This window comes from Ruegeria sp. SAZA006, assembly GCF_059613465.1.
Genome location: NZ_JBXWSO010000010.1, coordinates 292525 through 316042, shown reverse-complemented (window position 1 = coordinate 316042; position 23518 = coordinate 292525). Strand labels below are relative to the sequence as shown.

Sequence of the window (23518 nt, the reverse complement as noted above, 5' to 3'; positions counted from 1 at the left end):
CAAATCTTGGGTACCAGTTTTTAGGGTAGTGTTATGAGTGAAACCAACCGCCGGGAATTGATCCGGATCGCCAGCGAAATGAAAGAGGTGAGCAATGACGAGACCTGTCAGTTCATCTCTCGCATCGTTGACGACCTCAGCGGCCTGAAACCATCGATTGCATTCGTCGGGCAGATCAAGGCCGGGAAGTCCCGCCTGATCAACGGCTTTACGGGACAGGCAGAATTTCTGCCGTCGGACGTGAACCCGTGGACGACCGTGATCACCGACATGCATTTCGGACATCCCTCCGGGCGCACATCGGGGGCCGAATTCCATTTCTTCGACAACCGCCAATGGCAGGCGCTGATCGCCGAAGGCGAAGAACTGCGCAACATGTTCCCCGACGATGAGGACAGCTATAAGCGCGAGATGATCGAGGAGCAGGTCGAGGCGATGAAAACCCGCGCTCGTCTGCGCTTGGGTGACAGTTTCGAACAGCTGATGGGTCAGCATCACGACCTCGAGGAGCTGACCTCGGATGATCTAGCCCGCTATGTCTGTGCCGGGGATGATCCGACCGACGAAGCCGAACATGATCCGGGATCGGACCGGGGTTTGTACAGCGACATCACCCGCAAGGCCGAGGTATATTTCGATCTGGGCCACTTCCCGTTCCCGCTGACCGTGACCGACACGCCCGGCGTCAATGATCCGCTGTTGATCCGCGAAGAGATCTCGCGCCAGTACCTCAAGGAATCCGACTTTTTCGTCGTGGTTCTGTCCGCGCACCAGGCCCTGTCGCGCGCCGATTTGAAGCTGTTCCGGCTGATGCAGGCGCTTGAGCTGGGTCAGATCGTGGTTTTCATCAACAGGGTCGACGAATTGGGCGGCGGTGCGGAAGACGCGGCGAAAGTGCGCGCCGACGTTTTGGACGGGTTGGAAAAGGCGCTGGGGAAGTCCAGCATCGACGTTCTGATGGGCAGCGCTCAGTGGGCGCATTACGCACTGACCGGGGACGAAACCGGCGTCAACCACGATCACATCCTCGCCTGGCTGCGGGCGCATCCCGAACAGATGAAGCAATACCTTGCCGGCGTCGAAGAGATCAAACGCGGCCCCGGCCCGATCAGCCGCGAGGCGGTTCTGCGGTATGCTGCGATGATTGCCTCGGGCTTGCCCGACCTGCGCCGGCATGTCACCACCGCGCTGACTGACGGCCCGCGCAACGAACAACTGCGTATGGCGTGGCAACATCTGAACGGCTTTGCCCAGGGCGAGCTGGAGCGCAGCAAGGCCCGCCTCCGCGCGCTGGAAGAAGATGGCCAACCATCGGACGATGCGGCTGGCGAGAATGACAAGACCCTCGCCGAGTTGCGCAAGCTGGTATCGGACAAAACCGCGGAAATCACCCGCGACATGGATGATGTTCTGGCAAACTTGCGTGGTGTGATGGACGACACTGTGGCCGAAGCCGTCGTATCGGTTGTGCGCGGACCCGACGGGCAATCCCCGTTGCTTGCCAAAGGTGGCGCAACCGAACTGAACTTTACACCGTTGCGCGAACGCATGCGCGAACTGGTGCAGGGTGCGACTCAGGTCATTCGCCAGCGGATGCTCAGCGAACTCTATGCCATCGACATGCAGGCCAACGCGTCTCTGCGGTCCCTGCCGGGCTGGCAGGAGCCGACAGACAGCCGTATGAACACCAGTGCCGTGCGCTGGTTCCGTCCGGACACCACCGCATTGACCCGGGGGATTACGGTCGAGTTGCGGGTGAACTGGTTGTCGCGTCTGATTTCGCGGAAATCCGTCGTCTCTCGCGCCGAGCGCATGATCGTGCAGGAATTCGAGATGATCGGAGATGATCTGATCGATACCGCACGCGAGAACCTGCTGGAGCGCCTGAATACCGCTCTGGACCATTTCCTGGCCCTGCTCGCCGGGCATCTTGAAAACCGCACCGCGACGGGCGAGACATGCGAGCGCACCCAGGCGCAGGTCGATTTCGACCGCGCACGCCGGATCGCGGACGAATTGCAATCGACCTTTGGCGCTGAACACAGCGACGAACGACAAGCGGAGGCCGCCGAGTGATTGAATTTCCCGGAACCGAGACGGAAGTGCGTCAGCTTGACCGTTTTCTGACCGCAACCGAACGCCTTCCGTCCACGCCCGAGTTGGACGACATGCGCGCGCGGGCACAGTCCCACGCCGAGCGTTTGTCAAACGCGGTTTCAATCGGTTTTGCCGGGGAATTCGGCGCCGGGAAGTCCAGTCTTGCCAACATGCTCGCCGGAGCTGACATCCTGCCCACGGGTCCGCAACATCTGAAATTGCCTTTGGTGATTGTCACCTATGCGGACACGCCTGAAACGACCGTTGGGTGGTGGGATCGCGAGCCAAAGGTTTATTCCGGCATCGCGCTGGAAAAGGCCGCGGCCGACAATCCTGATTTCATTTCGGTGGGACTGAACACCCCTGCCCTGCGCGAAATCTCGTTGTTCGACCTGCCCGGCTCGGGTGCGCTGGACGACACTTACAAACAAACGCTCGATCTGCTGAAATTCGTCGATTGCGCCATCTGGTGCACGAACGGAACCAACGCCTGGCGTGAAACCGAGCGCCATTTGTGGGCACAGGTCCCGCAAAACCTGCGCGACAACAGCTTGCTGGCCGTCACTCACACGGACCTGCCGCCTGTCCGCGACGCCCTCGATCGCGTTCTGTCGCGGTTGGAGAAGGAGAAGTCGGGCATGTTCCGCGCGATCGTACCGATCGGGACACCAGTTGCCGTTCGCGCCATGGCGCAGGAGCCGGAACCGGACTTCGCCTTGTGGGAAACCTGCGGCGGTCAGAACCTTGCGGAGAAGGTGCTTGAAATTGCGTCGCATCGCCGCCGGACGGATCTGGAGGCCGCGCGGCAGGACCTTGCCGCGGACTTCCTGCCGTTCTTGGAGACCTTGACCGGCGCGGGCGAACCCGCAGCCTCGGACACCAGAACGGTTCAGCCCAGTCTGGAATCTGCGCTGCCGCCGTTGGACAACCCGATCCTCGAAGACTGGCTGGCGGCAATCGCCAGCATTTACGAGGACCTGCGCGACAGCTCGGACATCGAACCAGCCGCCTTCCTGCAAAGCTGTCAGGAAATTGTCGAGGATTTTGCTGAACGGCTGGAAAACGGGTCCGAGATCGACCCCGAAGCCGACTGGATTCCGGGCGAGTTCGAAAAGGCCACCGACCTGCTTCTGCTGCTTCAATTCGAGAGCGGCGAAGGGCCACTCAAGGATGCGATCAGCATACTGGCGCAGCTCAGCGACAACCTGGCGTGGGCCGGCAGCACGGTCGCTTCGGCCCCTCCGAAGACCGGAACCTGAGTCATTCCCGCAAAGATTGAGCCGCGGCGCGGCGAATCGTTAAGACTGGAATCATGATTCCATTGTTTCGAATCCGTGGACCATGGGTCGTCTGGCGCCCGGACTGAATCCTTTTTGTTCGCCGGGCGACACTATATATATGCGTTTCACTGGTGTTGGAATCAATATATTGATCTGCGTCCGAAGCCGTTCTCAGTGAAGCCACGAGGCGGCCCCATTAAAGTCAAATTTGAAACGTCTAACCGTTCTCAAGTGTCCTGCGGTTGTGTTGGTTGTGAGTTCGCGGGCTGATTGCCCGGTTATTTTGGCCGCAAGTTTTTGGAATGATGGGCGGGAAGAAATGAACCACAACCAGGCTGTCGGTGCATCGCACGACGAACCTCAAATTCAAGGTCTGCAACCGGGCGCGAAACTGCTGCGCGGCCAGTACGAAATTCTTCGCTTCCTCAGCAATGGCGGGTTCGGCATCACGTATTTGGCGCGTGACAGCCTGGAACGCGATGTGGTCATCAAGGAATGCTATCCGGGTGCTCTGTGTCGCCGCAACGGTGACCTGGTCGAACCCAATGATCCGGCCTTCAAGGACGACCTGCGCGCGATCATCGACCTGTTCATTCAGGAAGCCCGCAACCATGCCCGCCTGGTCCACCCCAATATCGTCGACGTGCACCAGGTCTTTGAAGACAACGATACTGCATATATCGCGATGGACCTGATCCGCGGATGCGATCTGCTGGATTACATCGAGGACCCCAAGACCGAAACCGGTCCGGACTTTATCGTCCAAGTCACCGAAAAGATGCTGTCCGCGGTGTCGTTCATCCACCAAAGCGGGATGCTTCATCGGGACATTTCGCCCGACAACATCCTGATCGACGAAAACGGCGAACCGATCCTGATCGACTTCGGCGCCGCGCGTGAACAGGCTGCCAACCAATCCGCGGCCCTGTTGACGCTTCGGGTGATCAAGGACGGGTACTCGCCGCACGAGTTCTACGTGCGCGGCTCGGAGCAGGGTCCCAGTAGCGACTTGTATGTGTTGGCGGCAACGCTCTACCACGCGATCAGCGGCGAGCGCCCGATCGACGGCCAATCGCGCCTGAATGCCTTCAACAACGGACAGAAGGATCCCTATCAGCCGCTGACCGGTCGCTTCCAGGGTTACCCGGATGGCTTCCTTGAGGCGATCGACAAGGCCATGGAGGTCCACGCGACCGACCGCCTTCAATCTGCACTGGACTGGTTGCGGATGTTCCGCGGCCCCGGTGTCGAATTCGACAGCTTTGCCTACCGCCCCGTTTCGGTAATCGTGGCCTTGGACCGCAAGGACGAAGAGGCCGAAAAGGCCCGCATCAAGGCCGAAAGCGAAAATGCCGAAGCGGTTGTAACAGCCCTGCTGGCCGGCAACTCCGATCTGGCTCTTGGGCATGGCGAAAAGAACGACGACGGTCCGGCAAGTTTTGCCCAGAAGGACGAGCCCGCAGCGGCAGTGGACACTGTCGTCCAAAAAGGATCGGGCGGCAACGGCAAGTTGGTCGCGGGTGTCGCCGCAATCGCGATTCTGGCCGCTGGTGGCTTCTTCGTGATGTCCGGCGGCTCGACCGAGACGGACCCGACACCGATCCAGACCGCGACGCCCACCGAGACGGCCGAACCTGCCGAAACGCAGACGGCCGAACCAGTGATCGCGCCCGAAGCAACCAAGGCAGAAGAAACCGCAGCAGCAACCGAAACAGAACAGCAGGTGGCAGAAGACCAGCCTGTCGAGCAGGCCGCAGCGGCTGTTACACCGCCGGCGGTGGAAACACAGGAAGAAGTGGCTCAGCCCGAAGAACCCGTGGAGGTGGCAGCGGTTGCACCGAGCGCTCCGGTCAATCTGGCCGAGACCCAAGTCAGCTATGCCCATTGGGATGTCAAAATCCCGTTCTCAACCGCGCAACGGCGCGCCTCGACCGGAAATATCATCGCAATCACCGGTGTGGACGCCGGCCAGAACATGTCCACGATCGGTGAATGGGTGCAGCGAGGCGCGGCGATCTATACCCTGAACGGCAACCCTGTGCGCGCCGGAACGACGCTTGCCGCGCAGGTTCTGGACAACCTTCAGGTTGACCCTGACGGCTATATCCGTGTCGCGGCGCGGTATCGCCCCATCGGACAGACCCGCGCGCAGAACGGTCTGCTGGCTCTGCCCGCAATCCGCGAGTTCGGGCTGGCCAACGGTTACTCGTTCGAAGCCCGCGGCGCCGATCTGCCCGAATGGCAGACAGTTGTTGCCGGAGCACCGGCCGCAACGGCAGGTGGCCTGCAGACCGGCGACATTCTTGTCCGCGAGACTGTCTCGGGAACCGAGATGATTGCTGCCGACAGCCTGGATACCGCGCTGAACACGTTGGTTTCCGAAAACAAGCCCGAAGCACGTTTGGTTGTGCTTCGAAACGGGGCGGAAACAACCGCCGTGATGCCTTTGGCGCAGGAGTGATCAGACCGGTACGTATTTGATCCGCCAGTTTGTGTTTGCTGAGGAGGATGCCGCGTTCTGGCCCTCCTGGTGGGGACCGACCCGCCGCGGAAGGTAAGAGTGTTTCAGGTTTCCAACTTCATCAGTACCGCTGCGCCATGCGCAGAGGTTCGTAGCAGCCCCACGGGTCACCGAAGCCCGTGCAAGTAGTCAAAAGGTGTCGACACCATGTTCAAATACAAAAGCCCACTCAGCCGGCTTCTCGAGGGTGCCGGCAAAGCCAAAGAAGCCGAAGGGTCGGAACCCGAAGTCGAAACGACCGACAAGGCCGAGCCGATTGCGGACTTCAATGCACTGCGCCAGGCTCTGGCTGGTGGAAACCTGAGCACGGACAGCTACGAAGAAACCGACGAGCTGATTCCGGAAGAGAAGATGCCCGATTTCGCCGAGACCGAACCGACGGTGGAAGAGGCAACAGAGAGCGAAGAAACGGCCGAAGCCGCGCCTGAAGCGCCGGAAGAAGCCGAACAGGTCGTGACGCTGCACGTTGCGGCAACCGAAGAAGAAAAGACCATCCAGTCGGTCATGGCCGAATCTGCCGAACCCGATCTGGAGGAAGTCCAAGAGGAAGAGGCCTCGGCGCCAACGCCGTTCGAGCTGCCGGATCCCATTGCAATCGAAACCGCCCCGGACGAAGCAGCGGCAGATGCCGAACCTGTGGCCAGCGAGCCCGAAGAAGCCGAAGCCGCTCCGGAAGCAACCGAAGCGCCGGCCTCGGATCGTCGGTCGCGCGTCAAGACCACCTTCCTCGGGTTCGAGCGCCCGGACACACATGTGCAGGAACTGATCGAAACCACCGAGCCGGTGGCCAAAACCGAGACCGCAGGCGCGACATTCCCGGTCGGTTGGCTGGCAGTGACCAGTGGCCCCGGCCGGGGGTCCAGCATAACACTGACCGAAGGGCTGATGCAGATTGGCCGCAACGATGACCAGGCGATCCAATTGGATTTTGGCGACACGGGGATTTCACGGTCGAACCACGCCGTCATTGCCTATGACCCCGAAGATCGCAAATGCTATCTGGGTCATGGCGGCAAGGCCAACCTTGTGCGCCTGAACGGCAAACCCGTCCTCAGCACCGTGCCGCTGTCCAGCGGCGACCTGATCCGCATCAGCGAAACGTCGCTGCGGTTCGTGGCCTTCTGTGACGAAAACTTCGACTGGCGGGACGCGTAACGGATGCTGGCTACTCCGGCATATGACATTGCACTGATCCTTGATCAGGGTCAGCGCGACACGCAGGAAGACGCGGTTGCCTCGCGGGTCTTTGACGCCGCCAACGCCGGTTATGTCGTGGTGGCAGACGGCATGGGCGGTCACGCCGCGGGCGAAGTGGCCTCGGATCTGGTGGTCAAGTCCTGGTGCGAAGTGCTCGACGCAGTTCTGGAGAATCCGGAATTGACCGAGAATACGCTGCTGGATGCGCTGCCCATGGCCGCAATGCAGGCCAACGCGGCCGTGGCGGGGTATGGCGACGACCAGCAACAAGGCTTCAACATGGGCTCGACCCTGCTGGGAGTTCTGCTGCTGGGCAACAAAGTGTTCTGGATCTCGATCGGCGACAGCCCTTTGTACCTGTTCCGCAACGGCGTTCTGTCCCAGATCAACGAAGATCACTCGATGGCACCGGTCATCGACGCACAGGTATCCCGAGGGGAGCTGTCCGAAGCCGAAGCGCAAGTTCATCCCGACCGCAACCAACTGACCTCGGTCATCATGGGCGCGGCGATCCCCAAGGTCGACTGCCCCGAAGACGCGCTGGAACTGACGACCGATGACATCCTCATCCTCGGCAGTGACGGGCTGCAATATCTGGGCAACCACGACATCCAGTCCATCCTTCAGGACAACGCTTCGGCCCTCTCCCAGGACATCGCCGACAGCCTCCTCAAGGCGCTGATCGCCAAGGGTGATCCGGATCAGGACAACATTTCAATCGCCGTCATCAAAACGGCCCGACAATAACAAAAGCAAAGCAACAGGACCCATGAGAACACACCTGATCATATCCAGCATTGCCCTGGCGGCAGCAACGGGGGCAGCCTCGGCGCAAGAGGCATGCTCGACCTACGAGATCCAGCGCGGCGACAGCCTGCGTGAACTGGCCATCAAGGTCTATGCGACCGAAGACTACCGGATCATCTACGACGCCAACCGCGACACGATCGGGTCCAACCCCAACATCATCCGCGTCGGCGACGTTCTGACCTTCCCCTGCCTCGAGGATGTCGGCCGCGCCGCACCTGAACCGGAAACCGAGGCCGAGCGCATGGCCGCCGAGATGGCAGCCGAACTGGTCAAGGCCGCGGAAGAGCGTGCCGCCAAGGCCATCGCCGACGCCGAAGCCCGCGTTGCGGAGGCCCAGCAGGCCAGCGACGAGGCTGTCATCGAAGCCAAGGCAGCCGCGAAGAAGGAAATCGAGGCCGCCCGCGCGGAAGGTGCCGCGTTGATCCGCAACGCCGGTGACGGCACCCGCCCCGAGATCCGCGACCGCCAGTTGCTGCTGATCACCGGGGGCAACTACGCGCCGTTTACCGACGAAGCCCTGCCCAATCGCGGTCTGTACACGAACCTTGTCGAAACCGCGATGCTGCGGGCGGCGCCGGAACAGGCCTACAAGATCCAGTTCGTTAACGACTGGTCATCGCATCTGGACCTGCTGATGCCCACCTTGGCCTTCGATGCCACGTTCCCTTGGTCGCGCCCAAACTGCGAAGAAGCCGAGACACTTTCGGAAAGCGACCGGAACCGGTGCGAGACCTACAACTTCTCGAACCCGTTCTATGAAGTGGTCGATACGTTCTTCGCCAAGGATGGCTCAGGCTACGAAACCTCGCTCAGCTACGCGGAATTCGTCGGCACCACGATCTGCCGCCCCGAGGGCTGGTCAACCTCGCACATGGACGCTGTAGGTCTTTATGAGCCTGCGATCACCATCTTGCGCCCCGTCGATCCGGACGAGTGTTTCCACGCAGTCATGGACGGGCGGGCTGACCTTGTCGCCATCGAAGCGCATCTGGCCGTCGAGGCCATCGGTCGGCTGGGCTATGAACACAAGATCATCGAAAACCCCAACCTGGCGGCGATCAAGTCGCTCAACGTCATGACCCACAAGGACAATCCGGATGGGGAAGCGATCCTCGAGACGCTCAATCAGGGTCTGGCGATCATGCAGCAATCGGGCGAATGGCGCGACATCGTCTCGACCGCCCTGCAGTACCAAATGGAAAACGGATAAGGGCCGGAAAGGTCTGACAAAACAAAAGTCTGGAGGAAGTGGACATGTTTGAAATCAATCTGAAGAAACTGGTGGCGGTAGCCACCGCTACAACCGCCCTCAGCGCCGGCGCCGCCGCCGCTCAGGAGGCCTGTACAAACTACACCGTTCAGGACGGTGACACTTTGGCAACCATCGCCATCGCGGCCTACGGTACGTCGAACTATCAGCCCATCTTCAACGCAAACCGAAATCTTATTACGAACCCCGGTAACTTGGAAACCGGTTTGGTATTGGCCCTTCCTTGTGAGGATGGCAGTCTACCGAATGGCCGAAGCGCCCAAGAAGTGATTGCTGCCGAAGAAAAGCGGGCCGCCAGCGTCAAACGTTCCAATGTCTACGCTCCGCCGATCAAGATGGTCGCGGGCAACGGATGGGAACCGTTCACAACTGAAAAGCTGAGCGGTGGCGGTATCATGACCCGTCTGGCCACGACCAGCCTTCAGCGCGCGGGAAACAGCCGCGATTACTCGGTCAGCTTCGTGGACGACTGGAGCTCGCACCTTGATACATTGCTGCCCCTGGGAGCCTTTGATATCTCGATTGCTTGGACTGTACCTGACTGCACCAATCGCTCTTATGAATGGTCCGCGGAGACCGAGGCCCGTTGTACTCAATTTGTCGCCTCGGTGCCGGTGTATGACATCGTCGGTGGTTTCTTCACCCTTCCAGAAAGCGAATACGCCACCGCGACGGAGTTCTCGGACTTCGAAGGCGCAACAATCTGCCGAATGGCAGGCTGGAGCATGGTAGTTCTCGAAGAAGTCGGTTTGAACCGGGACAACACAACCGTGGTCCAACCCAACTCCGCCCGAGAGTGCTTGGATGCCGTTCTGACCGGCAGCGCAGATGTCGCAGCTTTCGAGGTCGAACTCTTTGCAGCCACGATGAAGGAAATGGGACTTACGTCGGCGGACATCATTGAAAATCCCTACGTCTCTACTTTGTCCTCAATGAGCTTCCTTGCGCATCGGACGAACCCATTTGCGCGCGAATATATTGCAATGATGAACAAAGGTCTGAATGAGATGCGCGAATCGGGCGAATGGTACGCGATTATCTCGGACACGTTGCGTGAACAAAACGAAAAACTGAACGCCGCGTCGAACTGATCCCTCGGTTCCGCGAATGACTGGGGCTGGTCGACTGACCGGCCCCTTTTTTATTCTCCGACCAACTGATCCAGCCGACCCGCAAGGCCGCCTGCGGGGATCAAACCCTCGACCTTGCGCAGAAGTCGCGCGCCGCCAAAGTTCAGCCACTGTGACTGCCGCAACACCCAGTAAGCGGCTTTGGCAGATCCCAAGGCCGCGAGCTCGTCCATTGAAACCATGAATGACCGAGGTTCCACGATCTCGTAGGGATGCAGATAGACTTGCGGCGCGATACCGGCCTGTTCAGACCGTTCGATCAGTTTCCCCGCCAGATCCGAAGTCATGAACTTCAGATAGCTGCCTCCCAGACGCACCATCGGCCCCTTGACCGCCAATGGCGTCATGAACAACGGCAAGATCCGGAGCGTGGTCAGCCCCATTTCCCGGGAAAACCGATCACATTCCTGCGCCGAGGCGAAGAATGACGAACAGTCGTAGTCGAAATGGCGTTCAATCAGGCGGTACTGTTCAGGCGTTGCGCGGTTCAATCGAAAGCGCGGGGCGCGAAACCCTCGAACAGGGGTGTTCCCGGCCTCTTCCAAAGCTTGCCGCGCCTGACCCAGCATACGGTCTATGGTCTCCGCAGACTGCAGGTCCATGCTGTCATGAAAATAGTAGTGGCAGGCAACCTCGTGGCCCCGCTTTGCGATTTCGGCCACCAGATCAGGCGCGTCGCGTGCCACCACCCCCGTGCAAAAGAACGTTGCGGCGCAACCCGTTGATCCGCCATGCGACCGAAGGAAGCCATCAATGGTTTCAAAGCTTTGCCACAGATCTTCAACTCTGAGGGGTCCGGTTTCCCAGACCCCCAGAAGGCGTTTCAGATCATGCGCAAAGTCTTCGAAATCGACACTGAGAAACAGCCGGGTCACGCGACAGCTTGGGCCCGGGCGCTGTCATCCTTCAGCGCTTCCCGCAGCACGACGTAGTCACCGATCACCAGCGCATCCACCCCCGATGCCGCAAATGTCGCGCAAGCATCCAAAGGCGAATAGACGATGGGCTCCTGGATATTGAACGAGGTGTTCAACAACACAGGCACTCCGGTCTTTTCGCCAAACCGGGTCAACAAGGCGTGGTACAGCGGGTTCGCCGACTGCGACACCGTATGTACGCGTGCCGTCTGGTCAGTATGGGTGATTGCCGGGATGTCTGCCGCCCGATCATCACGCACACGAGCAACGATGTTCATGTATGGGCTGGTCTGATCGATCTCGAAAAAGGTCGAGGCCGCCTCCTCTGCAACGCTGGGCGCAAAGGGCCGGAAATGCTCACGTTTCTTGATCTTGACGTTCAGATCGTCGCGAATGCTGTCCTTGCGTGGGTCTGCAAGGAAGGATCGGGCACCCAGGGCACGCGGGCCAAACTCTGCCCGCCCCTGGAACCAGGCGATGATCTTGCCCTCGGCCAGCAGGTCGGACACACGATCCAGGAACTGATCGACAGGCAGGGCCTGCTGCGGTTCCGCACAATACTGAGCCAACGCAGAGGTGATGTCGGCATCCGCCCAATCGGCACCCTGATAAGGGCTGCGGACCGAGGGCAGATCGACCTGCTCGCTCGGAATGCAGGCCAGCCCTGCGCCAACTGCACAGCCAGCATCATGTGGGGCCGGTGGAATGATGACCTCGTCAAACGTGCCGTCCGCGATCAGCGTTCCATTCGCCGTGACATTCAACGCGCAGCCGCCGGAAATTACCAGTTTGCGCAAGTCCGGATTGGCTTTGCGGACCGGTTCCAGAATATGGTGCAGGGCTGCCTCGAACGCTGCTTGCACGGATGCCGCCAGGTCCACGTGGCGTTCGTTCGGCGCAGTGCCAGGCTCGCGCCGGGTGCCGAACAGTTCTTCCATACGTGGATGGAACTCACCGCGCAGGGCTGAGTGATAGTCGCACAGCGCGGTGTTCACGCGGTAACCGCCGTCATCGTCCAGGATCAGAATTTCGCGCAGGATGGCGTCGCGGTAGATGGGTTTGCCGTACGGCGCCAAACCCATCATCTTGTATTCACCTTCCAGCATCTTGAAGCCAAGAAAACCGGTGAAGGTCGAGTAGAAATGACCCAGCGAGTTGGGCCAGCGATGATCCGCAAGACCTTCCCGCTTGCCGTTCCGCACAACTGACACGATGGTCGAGCTTTCCTCGCCGCCACCGTCATAGGACAGCGAAACGAAGCTGTCCCAGTCACGCATCGCTTCGGCGTACAATTGATGGGTCAGATGGTGGTTGATGTAGTGCAACTTGAAATCGGCCGGACCATGCTCGGCCGTCAGGATCTTGCGGATGCGGAACAGGTCCATCCAGCCGCTGTCCTGTGACTCTTCCGACGAGGCATCTGACACGAACAGTGCCCCGATCCGCGCCGTTACGCTTTTGGCGGCCGAGGGTCGCTGCAAAATCTTGCGCATCGTGCCCATTCCGCGGCCGACCATACGCCAGGGCTGCCAATAGACCGCAACCTCATCGATGTCCGAGAACTTCAGCCCGGCAATGCGCAGAACTTCGGCGATCGCCTGATGGGGAAATGCCCCGTCATTCTTGACCCGCGTCAGCCGCTCTTCTTCGATTGCGGCAACCAGCTTGCCGTCCTTGAACAGCGCGGCAGCGCTGTTGCTCATTGTAGCCAAACCCAAAATTACTGACATAACCTAAAACACCCTTGGCCAAAAAACTTGCCTGATAACGCGGCCACGTTAACGGTCAGAGGCTGGTAGGTGCAACCCGGATGAAGGTGCCGCTCGATCAAATTTCAGCCTTTCCCGGCCAACCGGAAGCCATGCAAGTGTGATTCACCGGACTTGTCAGCCTGTTGCACCGGTCTGGTGCCGGGCACTGCGCGGGATACGCAATGCCCACCCAGTGAACAATCGCGCCAAAAGTGCTCTTTCGTTCACGAATAGCCACTGCGTTTAGCCCGACGGCAGCCGGTTGCGAACTTGGGTTCCCCGAAACACCGAGCTTCTGCTAGGCTTAATCGTGGCATTTGTTTTGGTATTCGTGGAATGGATTTGCGGTTAATTCGATCCGTCATCGCCCCGGCATTTTTGACCCGTCGGACTGTCACATCTGTTTGCGAGGCACCTGGTCTTCAGACCGTGACTTGTCGAGGGAAGGGCTATTCATGAAAATCCTGTCTTTCAAATCCGGACATGACGGCACAGTTGCGGGTGTCGACAGCACCGACGGGCGTCTGCTGTTTTCCTACGAGGCGGAAAAGAACAGTTTCCCAAGGTATACGCCCGTTACGCCCGACACGTTCATTGACGCGGGTCTATGGTTCAAGGATTTGCCGGACGTCCTGGCCCTCAGCGGGTGGTCAAGCAACGGGGCCGACCACGTTACAACTTCGGGGGCCGGATACTTCGGCATCGGCGCGGGGTCTGAAACAGTTGGCAAACGAACCTTTTTTGGCAAGTCGGTCGATTATTACTCATCAACTCACGAACGGGCGCATATCTGGTGCAGCTATGCCATGTCCCCCTTTCGTCAGGGCGAGCCCTGTTATGTGCTTCTGTGGGAAGGTGCATTGGGAGATTTCTACGAGATCGACAGCGACCTGACCATTCGTCATCGCGGGCAGGTGATGACGGCACCGGGCACGCGCTTTGCGTTTCTCAATGCCCTCGCCGACCCCGACTTTCCGGTCACGGGCAAATCACCCCGGCCACAGGATCCCGGCCGCCTGATGGCAGCCTGCGCATTTGGCGAAGACGGTCCACCAGATGCGGACGAGACGGAACTGATCAACCGGTTGCTTTCCTCGGACCTGGGCGGCGACGCACTTCGCAAAAGCGATTTTGTGACTTCGCCCTTCTTCAACATTGGAACGGATAGCCAAAAGCTGAAGAACATGGCCACCAAGCTGTCCAAAGCGATATTCCAGAAGTTTCGCGACTATGCGGAACAGAACCTGCCTGAAAAGCATCCGCTGCTGATCGCCGGAGGGTGTGGCCTGAATGGACACTGGAATACCGCGTGGAAGCAAAGCGGGCTGTTCCGCGAGGTCTTCGTTCCGCCGACGACCGGCGACTCGGGATGTGCTATCGGAACCGCCGTGGACGCGATGCGCCACTATACCGGCCAAGCCAAACTGGAATGGTCGGTCTATTCCGGCCAGTCCTTCTGCGACGACCGCATCGACACGCTGGGCATGACCGCAACCGAACTGAACCTCAACACTATCGCCAAAGACCTGCTGGACGGAAAGATCATTGGCTGGACCCGCGGCAATTGCGAGATTGGGCCGCGCGCTTTGGGAAACCGGTCAATCCTGGCCGCGCCGTTTTCCCCGGAGACACGTACGCGACTGAATCGGATCAAGGGACGGGCCAGCAACAGTCCAGTGGCGCCGTCTTGCCTGGAAGAGGATGCAGCACTGCACTTCGACATCAGCGCACCCTCACCATACATGATGGACTTTTACCGCGTTACCAATCCGGACTTGGCCGCAGTAACCCACGTCGACGGATCGGCGCGGGTACAGACGGTCAACCGCAACCAGAACCCCTATTTCTACGACCTTCTGGCCGCGTTCAAGGCGGTGTCGGGGGTGGGCGTGCTCTGCAACACCTCGCTCAATTTCAAGAACTCCGGCTTCATTAATACAACCCGGGATCTGGCACATTATGCCCGGCTGGTCGGGTTGGATGGATTCGTCGCGGGCAATACTTATTACACATTCGACAACCCGCGTCGTTGACCGAACAAGCTATCAAGCGAGCAACCGATCATAGATCTCGCAAACCCCGTTCACATGAATATCCAAGCCGAAATTTGCACGGGCATAGTTCTTTGACGCTTGTGAAATCTTCTCGAACAACGCTCTGTCCTGATGCAACTTGCGCACAGGTTCCACGAATGCCTGCGGATCGTCCGGGTCAACCAGCACACCGGTTTCCCAGTCCGTGATCGCTTCGATGTTGCCGCCGTGACGGGTCGCGATGACCGGAGTTCCCAAATACATCGCTTCGATCAACGTACGGCCAAACGGTTCGTCCAGAGCGGTCACCAGATTGGCATCCATCGCCGCCATGTACCCATCGATCGGCTGACGGAACCCCATCATATGGATATGCTCGCTGATCCCCGCCTCTTCTGCGATGCGAAGGCAGGTTTGGCGCAACGGTTCGTCACGCTCGGCCGCGCTGCCGAACAGAAGACCATGCACCGGAGTGTCGGGCATCGCGTTTTGCACAGCCGCGATGACCCTCACAAAATGGTCGGGACGCTTGCGCGTGACGAAGTTTCCGAAATATCCGAGAAGAAGCGCGCCATCGGGCAATCCCATCTCGGCGATTACGGCTGCTCGGGCTTCGGACCTATCCGGTGCGTGAGGGTTGAAATCAAATGGGCTGCGGATCACGGTGAACTTGTTGTCGACTGACCGCACCGGGTTGCTGGGCTTCGAAAAGTGCGAAACGCTGATGATGTGGTCGGAAAAAAGCGGCGCCAGTTTGTTGATCCCGAACGCGGTCGGATCCTGCCGGTGGTGCCAGATGTGTTTCCTGCCCGCCAGGCGGGCCGGCAGCACCCAGTTGGCATGCATGCGACCTTCGTTTGTGTGAACGATGTCGGCATCGATGCGCTTTAGGACACTCGCCAGCCTCCATGCGCTGGAAGTCAGGTATCGCCCCGGACCACAGTCGCGCGGATAGCTGAGCCCGCCCGGAGACATCAGGCTGGGATCGTGCAGGATTTCGACGTCAAGTCCCAGCGATCGGGCATACTCCGCCGCCGGGCCGGCCTCGTAGTGGACCAGGATGTGGGGCACATATTTCGACCGGTCCAACGCCGCCGCAAGTTTCAAGGCTGACACGTGACTGCCGCCAATAACGGTGTCACCTTCGAAGGGAAATAGAATACGTCTTGGCATAGATGGTCTCAAAATACTCGTTACTTAAGGGATTAAGGGACAGGGCAGGAAGAACACCAACCCATCATGTTTCGTGTTTTCTGGCCAGATAAGACCGGATGGCGAATATGCAGCCCACCGTCCAGACCAGATTGAACAACAAATGGGCCAGGGCAATGCCTTCAATCCCCATCCAATATAGCAACGGCAGAAATGAGGCGGCAAAGATCACCGTGGCAACAATCGTCGTGCGCACCAGCGCGCTGTCCAACCCCATGCTCAGCAAGGCGGGGTTCAACACCAAGCCCCCCAGATACACGATCGCTGCATACATCAAGATCGTCATGACGGGCGCGGCGCCACGGAACTCTGGCCCGAACAGCAGAACGGCCAATTCAGGCATCTTCAACGCCAACGGAATGGAGACCAGGATCGACACCCCGCAAACCGAGAGCGAAACCAGCCGCACAAGACGCCAGAACCGGCCGAAATCGCCCACGGCCCATAGGCGAGTCATCTCGGGGTACAGGACTTGCCTGACGGGGCCGCCAATCCGAACAACATTTGCCATGATGCGCTTGCCCACTTGATAGAAGCCCACTGATGTCACGTCCAGCAAGGCGCCGACGACAAGAATATCCAACCGCTGAGTCGATTGTCGCAGGATCACGTTGAAATTCGAATTCCAAAGGAACCGCAGATACCCGGGGTTATGGGCAAAAGCCCGCCGCAGCGGCTGGGACAAAAACCTGTGCAGGTTGCGTTTTTTCAATTCGACCAGAGCCAGAAAGAACGCAACCAGCCCGGTCAGGATCTGATGCATCAGCAACAGAGCCACAAATGCCCAGATCCCCAGATCCAGCAGAAAGGCGATGATGACTCCAACAAGCCGAAGGCCGGCAATTACCATGTCCGAGATCGCCAGCACATCGAACCGGTCGAAAATTCGAAGAACCCCAATGCCGGTTGGTCGGAGCGATAGAAACAAGCCAAGGGCAACCAGCGTGATATAGGACGCGCCTTCAGGTTCAGACAGCCCGATGAACGGCGCAAGCTTTGGCGCCAGCATTATCGCCACCGAACCAGCCAGCAACCCGCCAAGGCAATCGGTCACCATAGACATCTTGATCAATTGTCGAAATCTGTTCTGATCCTCTTCGATCAGAGCCTCGCTGCCGTATTTGATGGTTGCCTGCCACGGCTCGAGCCGGAACAACCTGTCCATCACCTGAATGTACGCATCCACCAGCGCCAGAATCCCGACCGCAGCCGGCCCGATCGCGCGAGCCGTAAAGATGAGGCTGGCCAAACCGAACAGACCAACCAAGATCTGCGACAAGAACATCCATGACATGTTCTTGGCCAGCCGCTTCAGCAGCGGCTTCGAGCTTGGCTCACTCATCGGTTCACGCGAAACCACGCGGCGCTATCCACGCGGTGTTCAGGAAGCGGGTCATCAATTCACCCATGCACTCGGTACAATTCAATACGTTTCCAAAATTTGTGGCGGGTTAAGTCATGTTTCCGGTTGTTTCCGTTCCTATCATTTAGTTGTCTTGGATTATATCGTTTTACGAAAGCGCAGTTTGCCGATTGAATCCAGTACTGATTGTTGAAAGGGCTTTTGAAGTTGCGACAGAAACCAATTCTTGTTCGGAGCACCTGTCGGGGTGCCAACCGGTGCGGCTCGGATGCCGACCGCGCCCGAAGCCAGACTGAAAACACCCGGTCCGAAGGCTGAATACTCCGTCATGACCCGTGCACCCGTTCTTGTCCATATCGGCTACCACAAAACCGCTACGTCGTCCCTGCAACAGCAGCTGTTCTCGGCGCCGGACGCACCGTTCGCCACTCCGCATGGCGATCGCAAATACATTCTTTCGAACCGGATCGTGCTGCCGCAGCCGATGACCTATGATCCCGGAGAAACTCGCAAGATGTACGAGAGTTTCCTTAGAAAATCGCAGGATAACGGGCAGGTTCCGGTGTTCTCTCACGAGAGATTCTCGGGTTACCCGGCCAGCGGCGGGTTCGACAGCACCATCATTGCCGACCGTCTGCAACGCACTTTTCCCGACGCCTACATCCTGGTCGTATTCCGCGAGCAGCTGTCGTCGATCCTCTCGATGTACAGCCAGTACATTACCGATGGCGGCCACGGATCGCTGAAGACATATCTGTCCGAACCTGAACCGAATCTGCGGCGCGCGCCGATGTTCTCGGAGGAGTTCTACCGGTATCACCGCTTGTTCAAATTTTACCAAGACAAGTTTGGCAAGGATCGTGTGCTTGGATTGGCCTACGAACAGTTCATTTCCGAGCCGGATTCCTTTGTGGAAACCCTGTGCAATTTCGTCGGCGTCGAGCACAAGAAGCGCGAATTTGAAGTCACGAACGAGAAGAGATCGGAGTGTTTTCAGATTCTGCAGCGATTTGTTAATTTCACGCTCAGCGACAACCAGCTGAGCAAAGGCGCATTGTTGCCGTTTCCGAACGCAACGCGCAGATTTGGAAAATTGAGCCGGCCGATCGGACGCATCTTTCCCAGCAAGTTGGATCAGATGCTCAAAGACCGGCTGGTCGGCAGAATTCAGTCCCGATTTGACGGTGCCTTTGCTGAGTCAAACGCCGAACTCCAATCCTTGACTGGCCTCGATTTAGGTCAGTTCGGATATCAGCTGCCTTCGACCACAAGCACAGACTGAACTGCGCTTTTCTGTCCCCCCAAAAAACAAAATGACCAGCACCCCATATGCTGGTCATTTGTCGAGTGAGTGGTCGGGCCAACGGCCCCACCGGTCGAATTCCGCTGTTGAAATAAAGTTAGCCAGTCTCAGGCGGCCTGGAAATTAGGGGTTTCCCGTAGTTTCCGCGAATTCCTTCAAATATTCCCATTTATCATTAAATAACAAATGCTTGGAAGAGCCGCCTCCCCTTAACTTGCCTCATCCTCTCGGGTATTGGTCGAAAATCCCATCTTGCCGAGAAGGATCGCATTGATCCGACGGACGTCGAACGAATCCTCGGCACGTTTCCGCGATGCCAGACCCATTCGGGCCACCAGATCAGGACTCTCGACGAACGAGGCCATGGCGCGGCTCAGGGCCTCGGGGTTTCGGACCGGCACGACGTAACCAGTCTCGCCGTTGATGACCGGATCAGCGCAACCCGGCGCATCTGACGTGATGACAGCCCGCCCCGAGGACATCGCTTCGAGGATCGTGCGCGGTATCCCTTCGCGGTAGGCCGACGGCAGCACAAAGATCGAACACGCCGCCAGATAGGGCCGGACGTCCGAAGTTTCTCCCAAGTATTCGATCACGCCTTCGCGCGTCCATTCGTCGATCTCGCGTTGGCCGATGGAATCCGGGTTGGCGTCCATCGGACCAAGCAATTGGCATCTTGCTTGGGGGTGCGTTTCTTTCAGTAAACGGGCAGCCTGAACGAAATCAAACACGCCCTTCTCGCGCAGCAGGCGCGAGATCATCAGAAATACAGGCGGTCCAGCTGGGGAATCGGTATATCCGTAGCGATCCAGATTTACGCCAGACCCGGGCACGATGCTGAGCTTGGCATCTGGTGCAACAAGACGCCTTTCTCGGAACTCTTCGGCATCTGCGCGGTTGTAGACGAGCACTTCGTCCACACCTCTCAGCGCAATACGATAAAGAACCGATGACACGGCACGAACCGCCTGCCTCCGAAAAGTCAGGCCATGGGTGCTGTAGACATAGCCCAACCCGGTGTTCATGGCATAGATCCGGTCAACTCCCGCCCATTTTGCGGCCAGGCAACCATAGATGATCGGCTTCATGGTGTAGGCAAAGACAATGTCGGGTTTGAATTCCTTGAAAACGCGCACAAGAGCACGCAGCGTGCGCATGTCCTCAACCGGGTTCATCCCGGCACGTGACAGCGGAAACTGCACGAACTCCACACCGATTTCTGCGAGCGCAGTTTCCGTCGCTTCATGGCGCTCGGGACCGCAGGCGACGACCTCAGCCCGCTCCGACAGCTCCTTCAGCAGATCATAGCGGAAATTCAGCAAAGACGCAGTCAGATTGGCGACAACCACGATCCGTGGTCGCGCCCGGGTGGGGAGGGAGACCTGCGGTTTCAACTTTTGCAACAATGCCAACTCCTGATGGCAGAGCAGGCGCTGCGGCCCGCCTGGTTTGGTTCAACTCTCCGGGCGACAGGTGCTATGGCCATGTTCGACCCCCGCTCCAACCCTGCGACGAGCAGCATCGGCAATGATCCGGTCCCATTTCTCAAGAATACTGTCTGGGGCCAGCCAGTCCCTGTTGTGTTGGTATCCCTGACGCATCTTGTCCAGCAATTCAGGATCGTCGCTCAGCTGCAGCACTGCGCGGGCCAGTTCCGCCGTGTCTTCGGGCGCAACAAGCAATCCATTCTCACCGTGTCGGATCAACTCTCTCGGTCCGTAGGGGCAATCAAAAGACACAACCGGCAAGCCTGCGACGGTCGCCTCTGCCACCACATTTGGAAACCCTTCGAAGCGGGAGGAAAACACCAGTATGTCTGCGCCCTTCATCCACGCTCCGGGTGTGTCGCTCGCGCCGGGCAAGGAGATGACGCCCTGCAGTCGCAACCGGTCCCTCTGCGCCTCGAGCGCGGCACGTTCCGGGCCTTCCCCGAAAATCGTCAGGCGCGCGTCCGGGTTTTTCTGGATGATTTCCGACATTGCGTCGATCAACAGATCGAACCCCTTTTGCGGATCCAACCGCCCCACCGCGACCAGCCGATTGCCGCCCGAACCAAGGAACTGGGCTGCACCTTCGATTGGCGCACAGGGGTTTGGAATGACCCGCGCCTTGCTCCGCAATGACGGCGGCAGGTCCTGGCGTACCCGCTCAGTCTGCATGACCACGGTGCTGGCTCGATGTCCAAGGATGTTTTGAGCGTGGCGCCAGACAGGGTTGGCGTTTTGCACAATCGGGTTGTTCCGTTCTGAAACGATCACCGGAACACCCCGCCCCAGAGCTGCAGCGAGCGTCAGGACGTTGATTTTGGTCAGAAAGGATACCACCACGTCGGGGTTCTCGTCCCGGATGAAGCGACGAATCCGGCGCAGGCGGGCCAGCTGTTTCAGCCCCTTGAACCCGTCGTATCCGCCTTCGGCGACCAATAGGCTTACGCTGTCAGGGAAAGAAAAATACGACCCGTCCTCGGGCATGGTCATGCCCGCAACCGAGACCTGATCGCCAAGGCCGATCCGATGGGCTGCAAGAACCGAGACGATCTTTTCGGCACCGCCAGCTCCGAACCCACCCTGAACGATCAGTATCTTCACTGCGCCCGCTCCACCATTTGCGCGCTGTCGGCGCGGTTCTGTTTCCCAGACGTGTCCAGTTGTTCCACCGGGCCATTCAGCTCGGTTTCAACCACGGGTTGGTTGAGGTTTTTGGCCTGCAGAAAAATTCGGCCGACATATTCCCCAAGGATGCCAAGGAACATCGCATTCAGGGTCATCGACAAGAGCAGCAGGATGGTCGTGGTTGCAAAACCTGCGGGCCAATCCTGGCCGAAAAACAGTTTGCCGATGAGGTAGCCGATCATCAACAGGAACATCGACAGCCCTACTGTCAGGCTTATCAGCGAAGCCAGGCGCAGCGGGAGCAGGGAATGGTTGATCAACCCGTCCACAGCAAGCGCCACCATCGCCCGGACCGGAAACTTGGATTCACCCGCTGTCCGGGCCGCGCGATCATATTCGAATCCAATCTGCGAAAACCCCATGCCGCTGATCAGTCCGCGAACATAAGGCGAGCGGTCATCGACCCGGCGCAATTCGTCCAATATCCGTCTGTCAGTCAGACGAAACTCACCCGCGTTGCGCGGAAGATTATCGTTGCTGATCATGTCGATCAGTGCATAGAACCCCCGCCGGGCGGCGGCAACAACAGGGCCATCGGGCAGGCTGCGGCGAATACCATAGACGACATGATTCCCCTGCCGCCACAGGTCCAACATCTGAGGGATCAACTCGGGCGGGTCCTGCATATCGCAATCGAGCTGCACCGCGCAGGCACCGGTCGCTGACCTGTATGCTGTCAGAACCGAAGCCTGGTACCCCATGTTCCGCGCAAAGCGGATCACTCGGACCCGAGGGTCCTTCCCCGCGATTTCAGACAGGATTTCAAACGTCCGATCCTCGGAATGATTGTCGGTGAAGATGATTTCAGGCTCGTACCCATCCAGTTTGTCGAACACCGCCAGCACGCGCTCATAGGCCGTACGGACGTTGTCTTCCTCGTTGTAGGCGGGGATCAGAATGGAAATGACCGTCATGCGTTTTGTCCTGCCATGTTCTTCTGCGCATCCGAAGAGGTAGCCCAATCGACTGTGTCTCGCAGGCCGTCCTCCACCGCGATCCGCGCGGTCCAGGGATAAAGGGAATGGATAAGTCCGGGATCGTTGACCAGGTGCATCGGCTCACCTGACGGGTCGGCATAGTCGAGCTTCCCGGGTCCGGAACCGGTCAGCTCAGCCAGAATCGCGGCCGCATCACGGACTCGAGTAGCTACTCCGGTACTGACATTCACTACCGGAACGTCAACCCGCGGTGCGTCCGCCAACATCAAAAGGGCGCGCACGGCATCGCCGACATGCAGAAAATCCCGGATATCATCGGGGCGTCCGATGCGCGCGGCATCCCCGTTCAGCAAAGTCCGGATCAGATACGGGACCAACTGGGGCCCGGTCTGACCCGGACCATAAGTCAGTGAAAGCCGGGCCGTCATTGCCGTGAATGGCAGGCGCGGCCGCAGCATGGTCAAGTACTTGGTCCCCGCCAGCATCGATGCCCCATAGCTGTCGCGCGGCATTTCGCATTGGGTTTCAGTGTAGGGAGAAGGAACCTCACCGTATTCGGCAATGGTTCCAAGACGGATGAACGCATCCGGCGGTGCGTCGCAGGTCGCAGCGGCACCCAACACTGCCATCAATGGCACAAGATTGTCGCTCACGCTGGTTTCGGCATCTTTGAGGCCGGGCCGCGCTACAGCCCGGGTGTTTGCCGCCGCATGAAACACAACCTCTGGCCGGGACGTGTCAAACACGCGGCGCAAAGTATCCTTGTCGCTCAGGTCGACACGCTGCAATTCGACATCGGGCATTCCATCAGAGAGGAATCCGGGTCGGACCAAGGCCACGACCTGATCCCCACTGTCCAAACAGGCTCGGAGCAGATGCTGTCCGATGAACCCTCCGGCCCCGGTGATCAGAACGCGCCTCGTCATGACAACCCGCCGCCGGCCATGTTCTGGGCCAGATTGGTGAAATCCGCGCTTTGCGGGTTACCCGTATCATGATCAGTTGCCATCAGTTTCATTCCTGC

17 protein-coding genes are annotated in these 23518 nt (G+C 59.0%); 9 read left to right on the top strand and 8 right to left on the bottom strand.

All coding sequences use genetic code 11. The features are described 5' to 3' along the window. Nucleotides 1-33: 33 nt before the first annotated feature. The 7 genes from AC2FNZ_RS10945 (at nt 34) to AC2FNZ_RS10915 (ending at nt 10266) form a co-directional block, all read left to right on the top strand. The gene (locus AC2FNZ_RS10945) at nt 34-2076 is read left to right on the top strand and encodes a dynamin family protein (protein ID WP_170365735.1); all 2043 of its coding nucleotides are present in this window, start codon (nt 34-36) and stop codon (nt 2074-2076) included. Beyond that, nucleotides 2073-3356 carry a dynamin family protein gene (locus AC2FNZ_RS10940; RefSeq protein WP_093963266.1) on the top strand — a complete coding sequence of 428 codons (1284 nt, stop codon included), beginning with the start codon at nt 2073-2075 and terminating at the stop codon, nt 3354-3356. Before AC2FNZ_RS10945 ends, AC2FNZ_RS10940 begins: the two co-directional genes overlap by 4 nt. A gap of 340 nt (nt 3357-3696) precedes the next feature. Then, nucleotides 3697-5838: a serine/threonine-protein kinase gene (locus AC2FNZ_RS10935; protein WP_496840636.1), complete on the top strand. Its 2142-nt coding sequence runs from the start codon at nt 3697-3699 to the stop codon at nt 5836-5838. Between the two features lie 207 nt (nt 5839-6045). After that, nucleotides 6046-7053: an FHA domain-containing protein gene (locus AC2FNZ_RS10930; RefSeq protein WP_496840635.1), complete on the top strand. Its 1008-nt coding sequence runs from the start codon at nt 6046-6048 to the stop codon at nt 7051-7053. A gap of 3 nt (nt 7054-7056) precedes the next feature. Continuing rightward, nucleotides 7057-7842 carry a PP2C family protein-serine/threonine phosphatase gene (locus tag AC2FNZ_RS10925; protein ID WP_170341641.1) on the top strand — a complete coding sequence of 262 codons (786 nt, stop codon included), beginning with the start codon at nt 7057-7059 and terminating at the stop codon, nt 7840-7842. A gap of 22 nt (nt 7843-7864) precedes the next feature. After that, a complete protein-coding gene (locus AC2FNZ_RS10920; RefSeq protein ID WP_496840633.1) occupies nt 7865-9115 on the top strand; it encodes a type 2 periplasmic-binding domain-containing protein in 1251 nt (416 codons plus the stop codon). A gap of 44 nt (nt 9116-9159) precedes the next feature. Beyond that, nucleotides 9160-10266, top strand: coding sequence for a transporter substrate-binding domain-containing protein (locus AC2FNZ_RS10915; protein ID WP_093963261.1), 1107 nt, complete (start codon nt 9160-9162; stop codon nt 10264-10266). Nucleotides 10267-10316: 50 nt separating this feature from the next. Here AC2FNZ_RS10915 and AC2FNZ_RS10910 read toward each other — a convergent pair whose 3' ends face one another. Both AC2FNZ_RS10910 and AC2FNZ_RS10905 read right to left on the bottom strand, forming a co-directional pair. Further along, complete coding sequence (locus tag AC2FNZ_RS10910; RefSeq protein WP_496840631.1) at nt 10317-11180, bottom strand: polysaccharide deacetylase family protein; 864 nt, start codon at nt 11178-11180, stop codon at nt 10317-10319. Further along, nucleotides 11177-12952 carry a carbamoyltransferase family protein gene (locus AC2FNZ_RS10905; RefSeq protein ID WP_302477784.1) on the bottom strand — a complete coding sequence of 592 codons (1776 nt, stop codon included), beginning with the start codon at nt 12950-12952 and terminating at the stop codon, nt 11177-11179. The genes AC2FNZ_RS10910 and AC2FNZ_RS10905 overlap by 4 nt, the downstream gene beginning before the upstream one ends. A 476-nt stretch (nt 12953-13428) precedes the next feature. Between AC2FNZ_RS10905 and AC2FNZ_RS10900 the strand changes: the two genes are divergently transcribed. Further along, complete coding sequence (locus AC2FNZ_RS10900; protein ID WP_496840629.1) at nt 13429-15006, top strand: carbamoyltransferase C-terminal domain-containing protein; 1578 nt, start codon at nt 13429-13431, stop codon at nt 15004-15006. 12 nt (nt 15007-15018) lie between these two features. On the opposite strand, the gene AC2FNZ_RS10895 is transcribed toward AC2FNZ_RS10900, so the two are convergent. Next, nucleotides 15019-16179, bottom strand: a complete 1161-nt coding sequence (locus AC2FNZ_RS10895; RefSeq protein WP_496840627.1) for a glycosyltransferase — start codon at nt 16177-16179, stop codon at nt 15019-15021. Nucleotides 16180-16243: 64 nt separating this feature from the next. Then, entirely contained in the window at nt 16244-17560 is a 1317-nt protein-coding gene (locus AC2FNZ_RS10890) for a lipopolysaccharide biosynthesis protein (protein WP_496840625.1), read from the bottom strand. A 289-nt stretch (nt 17561-17849) separates the two neighbouring features. On the opposite strand from AC2FNZ_RS10890, the gene AC2FNZ_RS10885 reads away from it, so the two are divergent. Continuing rightward, nucleotides 17850-18863: a sulfotransferase gene (locus AC2FNZ_RS10885; protein ID WP_496840623.1), complete on the top strand. Its 1014-nt coding sequence runs from the start codon at nt 17850-17852 to the stop codon at nt 18861-18863. A gap of 230 nt (nt 18864-19093) precedes the next feature. Here AC2FNZ_RS10885 and AC2FNZ_RS10880 read toward each other — a convergent pair whose 3' ends face one another. From AC2FNZ_RS10880 to AC2FNZ_RS10865, 4 genes are read right to left on the bottom strand one after another with little or no spacing between them, the layout of a single operon-like run. Continuing rightward, the gene (locus AC2FNZ_RS10880; RefSeq protein WP_496840622.1) at nt 19094-20287 is read right to left on the bottom strand and encodes a glycosyltransferase family 4 protein; all 1194 of its coding nucleotides are present in this window, start codon (nt 20285-20287) and stop codon (nt 19094-19096) included. A gap of 51 nt (nt 20288-20338) precedes the next feature. Continuing rightward, a complete protein-coding gene (locus AC2FNZ_RS10875) occupies nt 20339-21472 on the bottom strand; it encodes a glycosyltransferase family 4 protein (RefSeq protein ID WP_496840620.1) in 1134 nt (377 codons plus the stop codon). Next, complete coding sequence (locus AC2FNZ_RS10870) at nt 21469-22470, bottom strand: glycosyltransferase family 2 protein (protein ID WP_496840618.1); 1002 nt, start codon at nt 22468-22470, stop codon at nt 21469-21471. Before AC2FNZ_RS10870 ends, AC2FNZ_RS10875 begins: the two co-directional genes overlap by 4 nt. Beyond that, nucleotides 22467-23420 (bottom strand): NAD-dependent epimerase/dehydratase family protein, encoded by a 954-nt coding sequence (locus tag AC2FNZ_RS10865; protein ID WP_496840616.1) that lies wholly within the window; start codon nt 23418-23420, stop codon nt 22467-22469. The genes AC2FNZ_RS10870 and AC2FNZ_RS10865 overlap by 4 nt, the downstream gene beginning before the upstream one ends. Nucleotides 23421-23518: the final 98 nt, after the last annotated feature.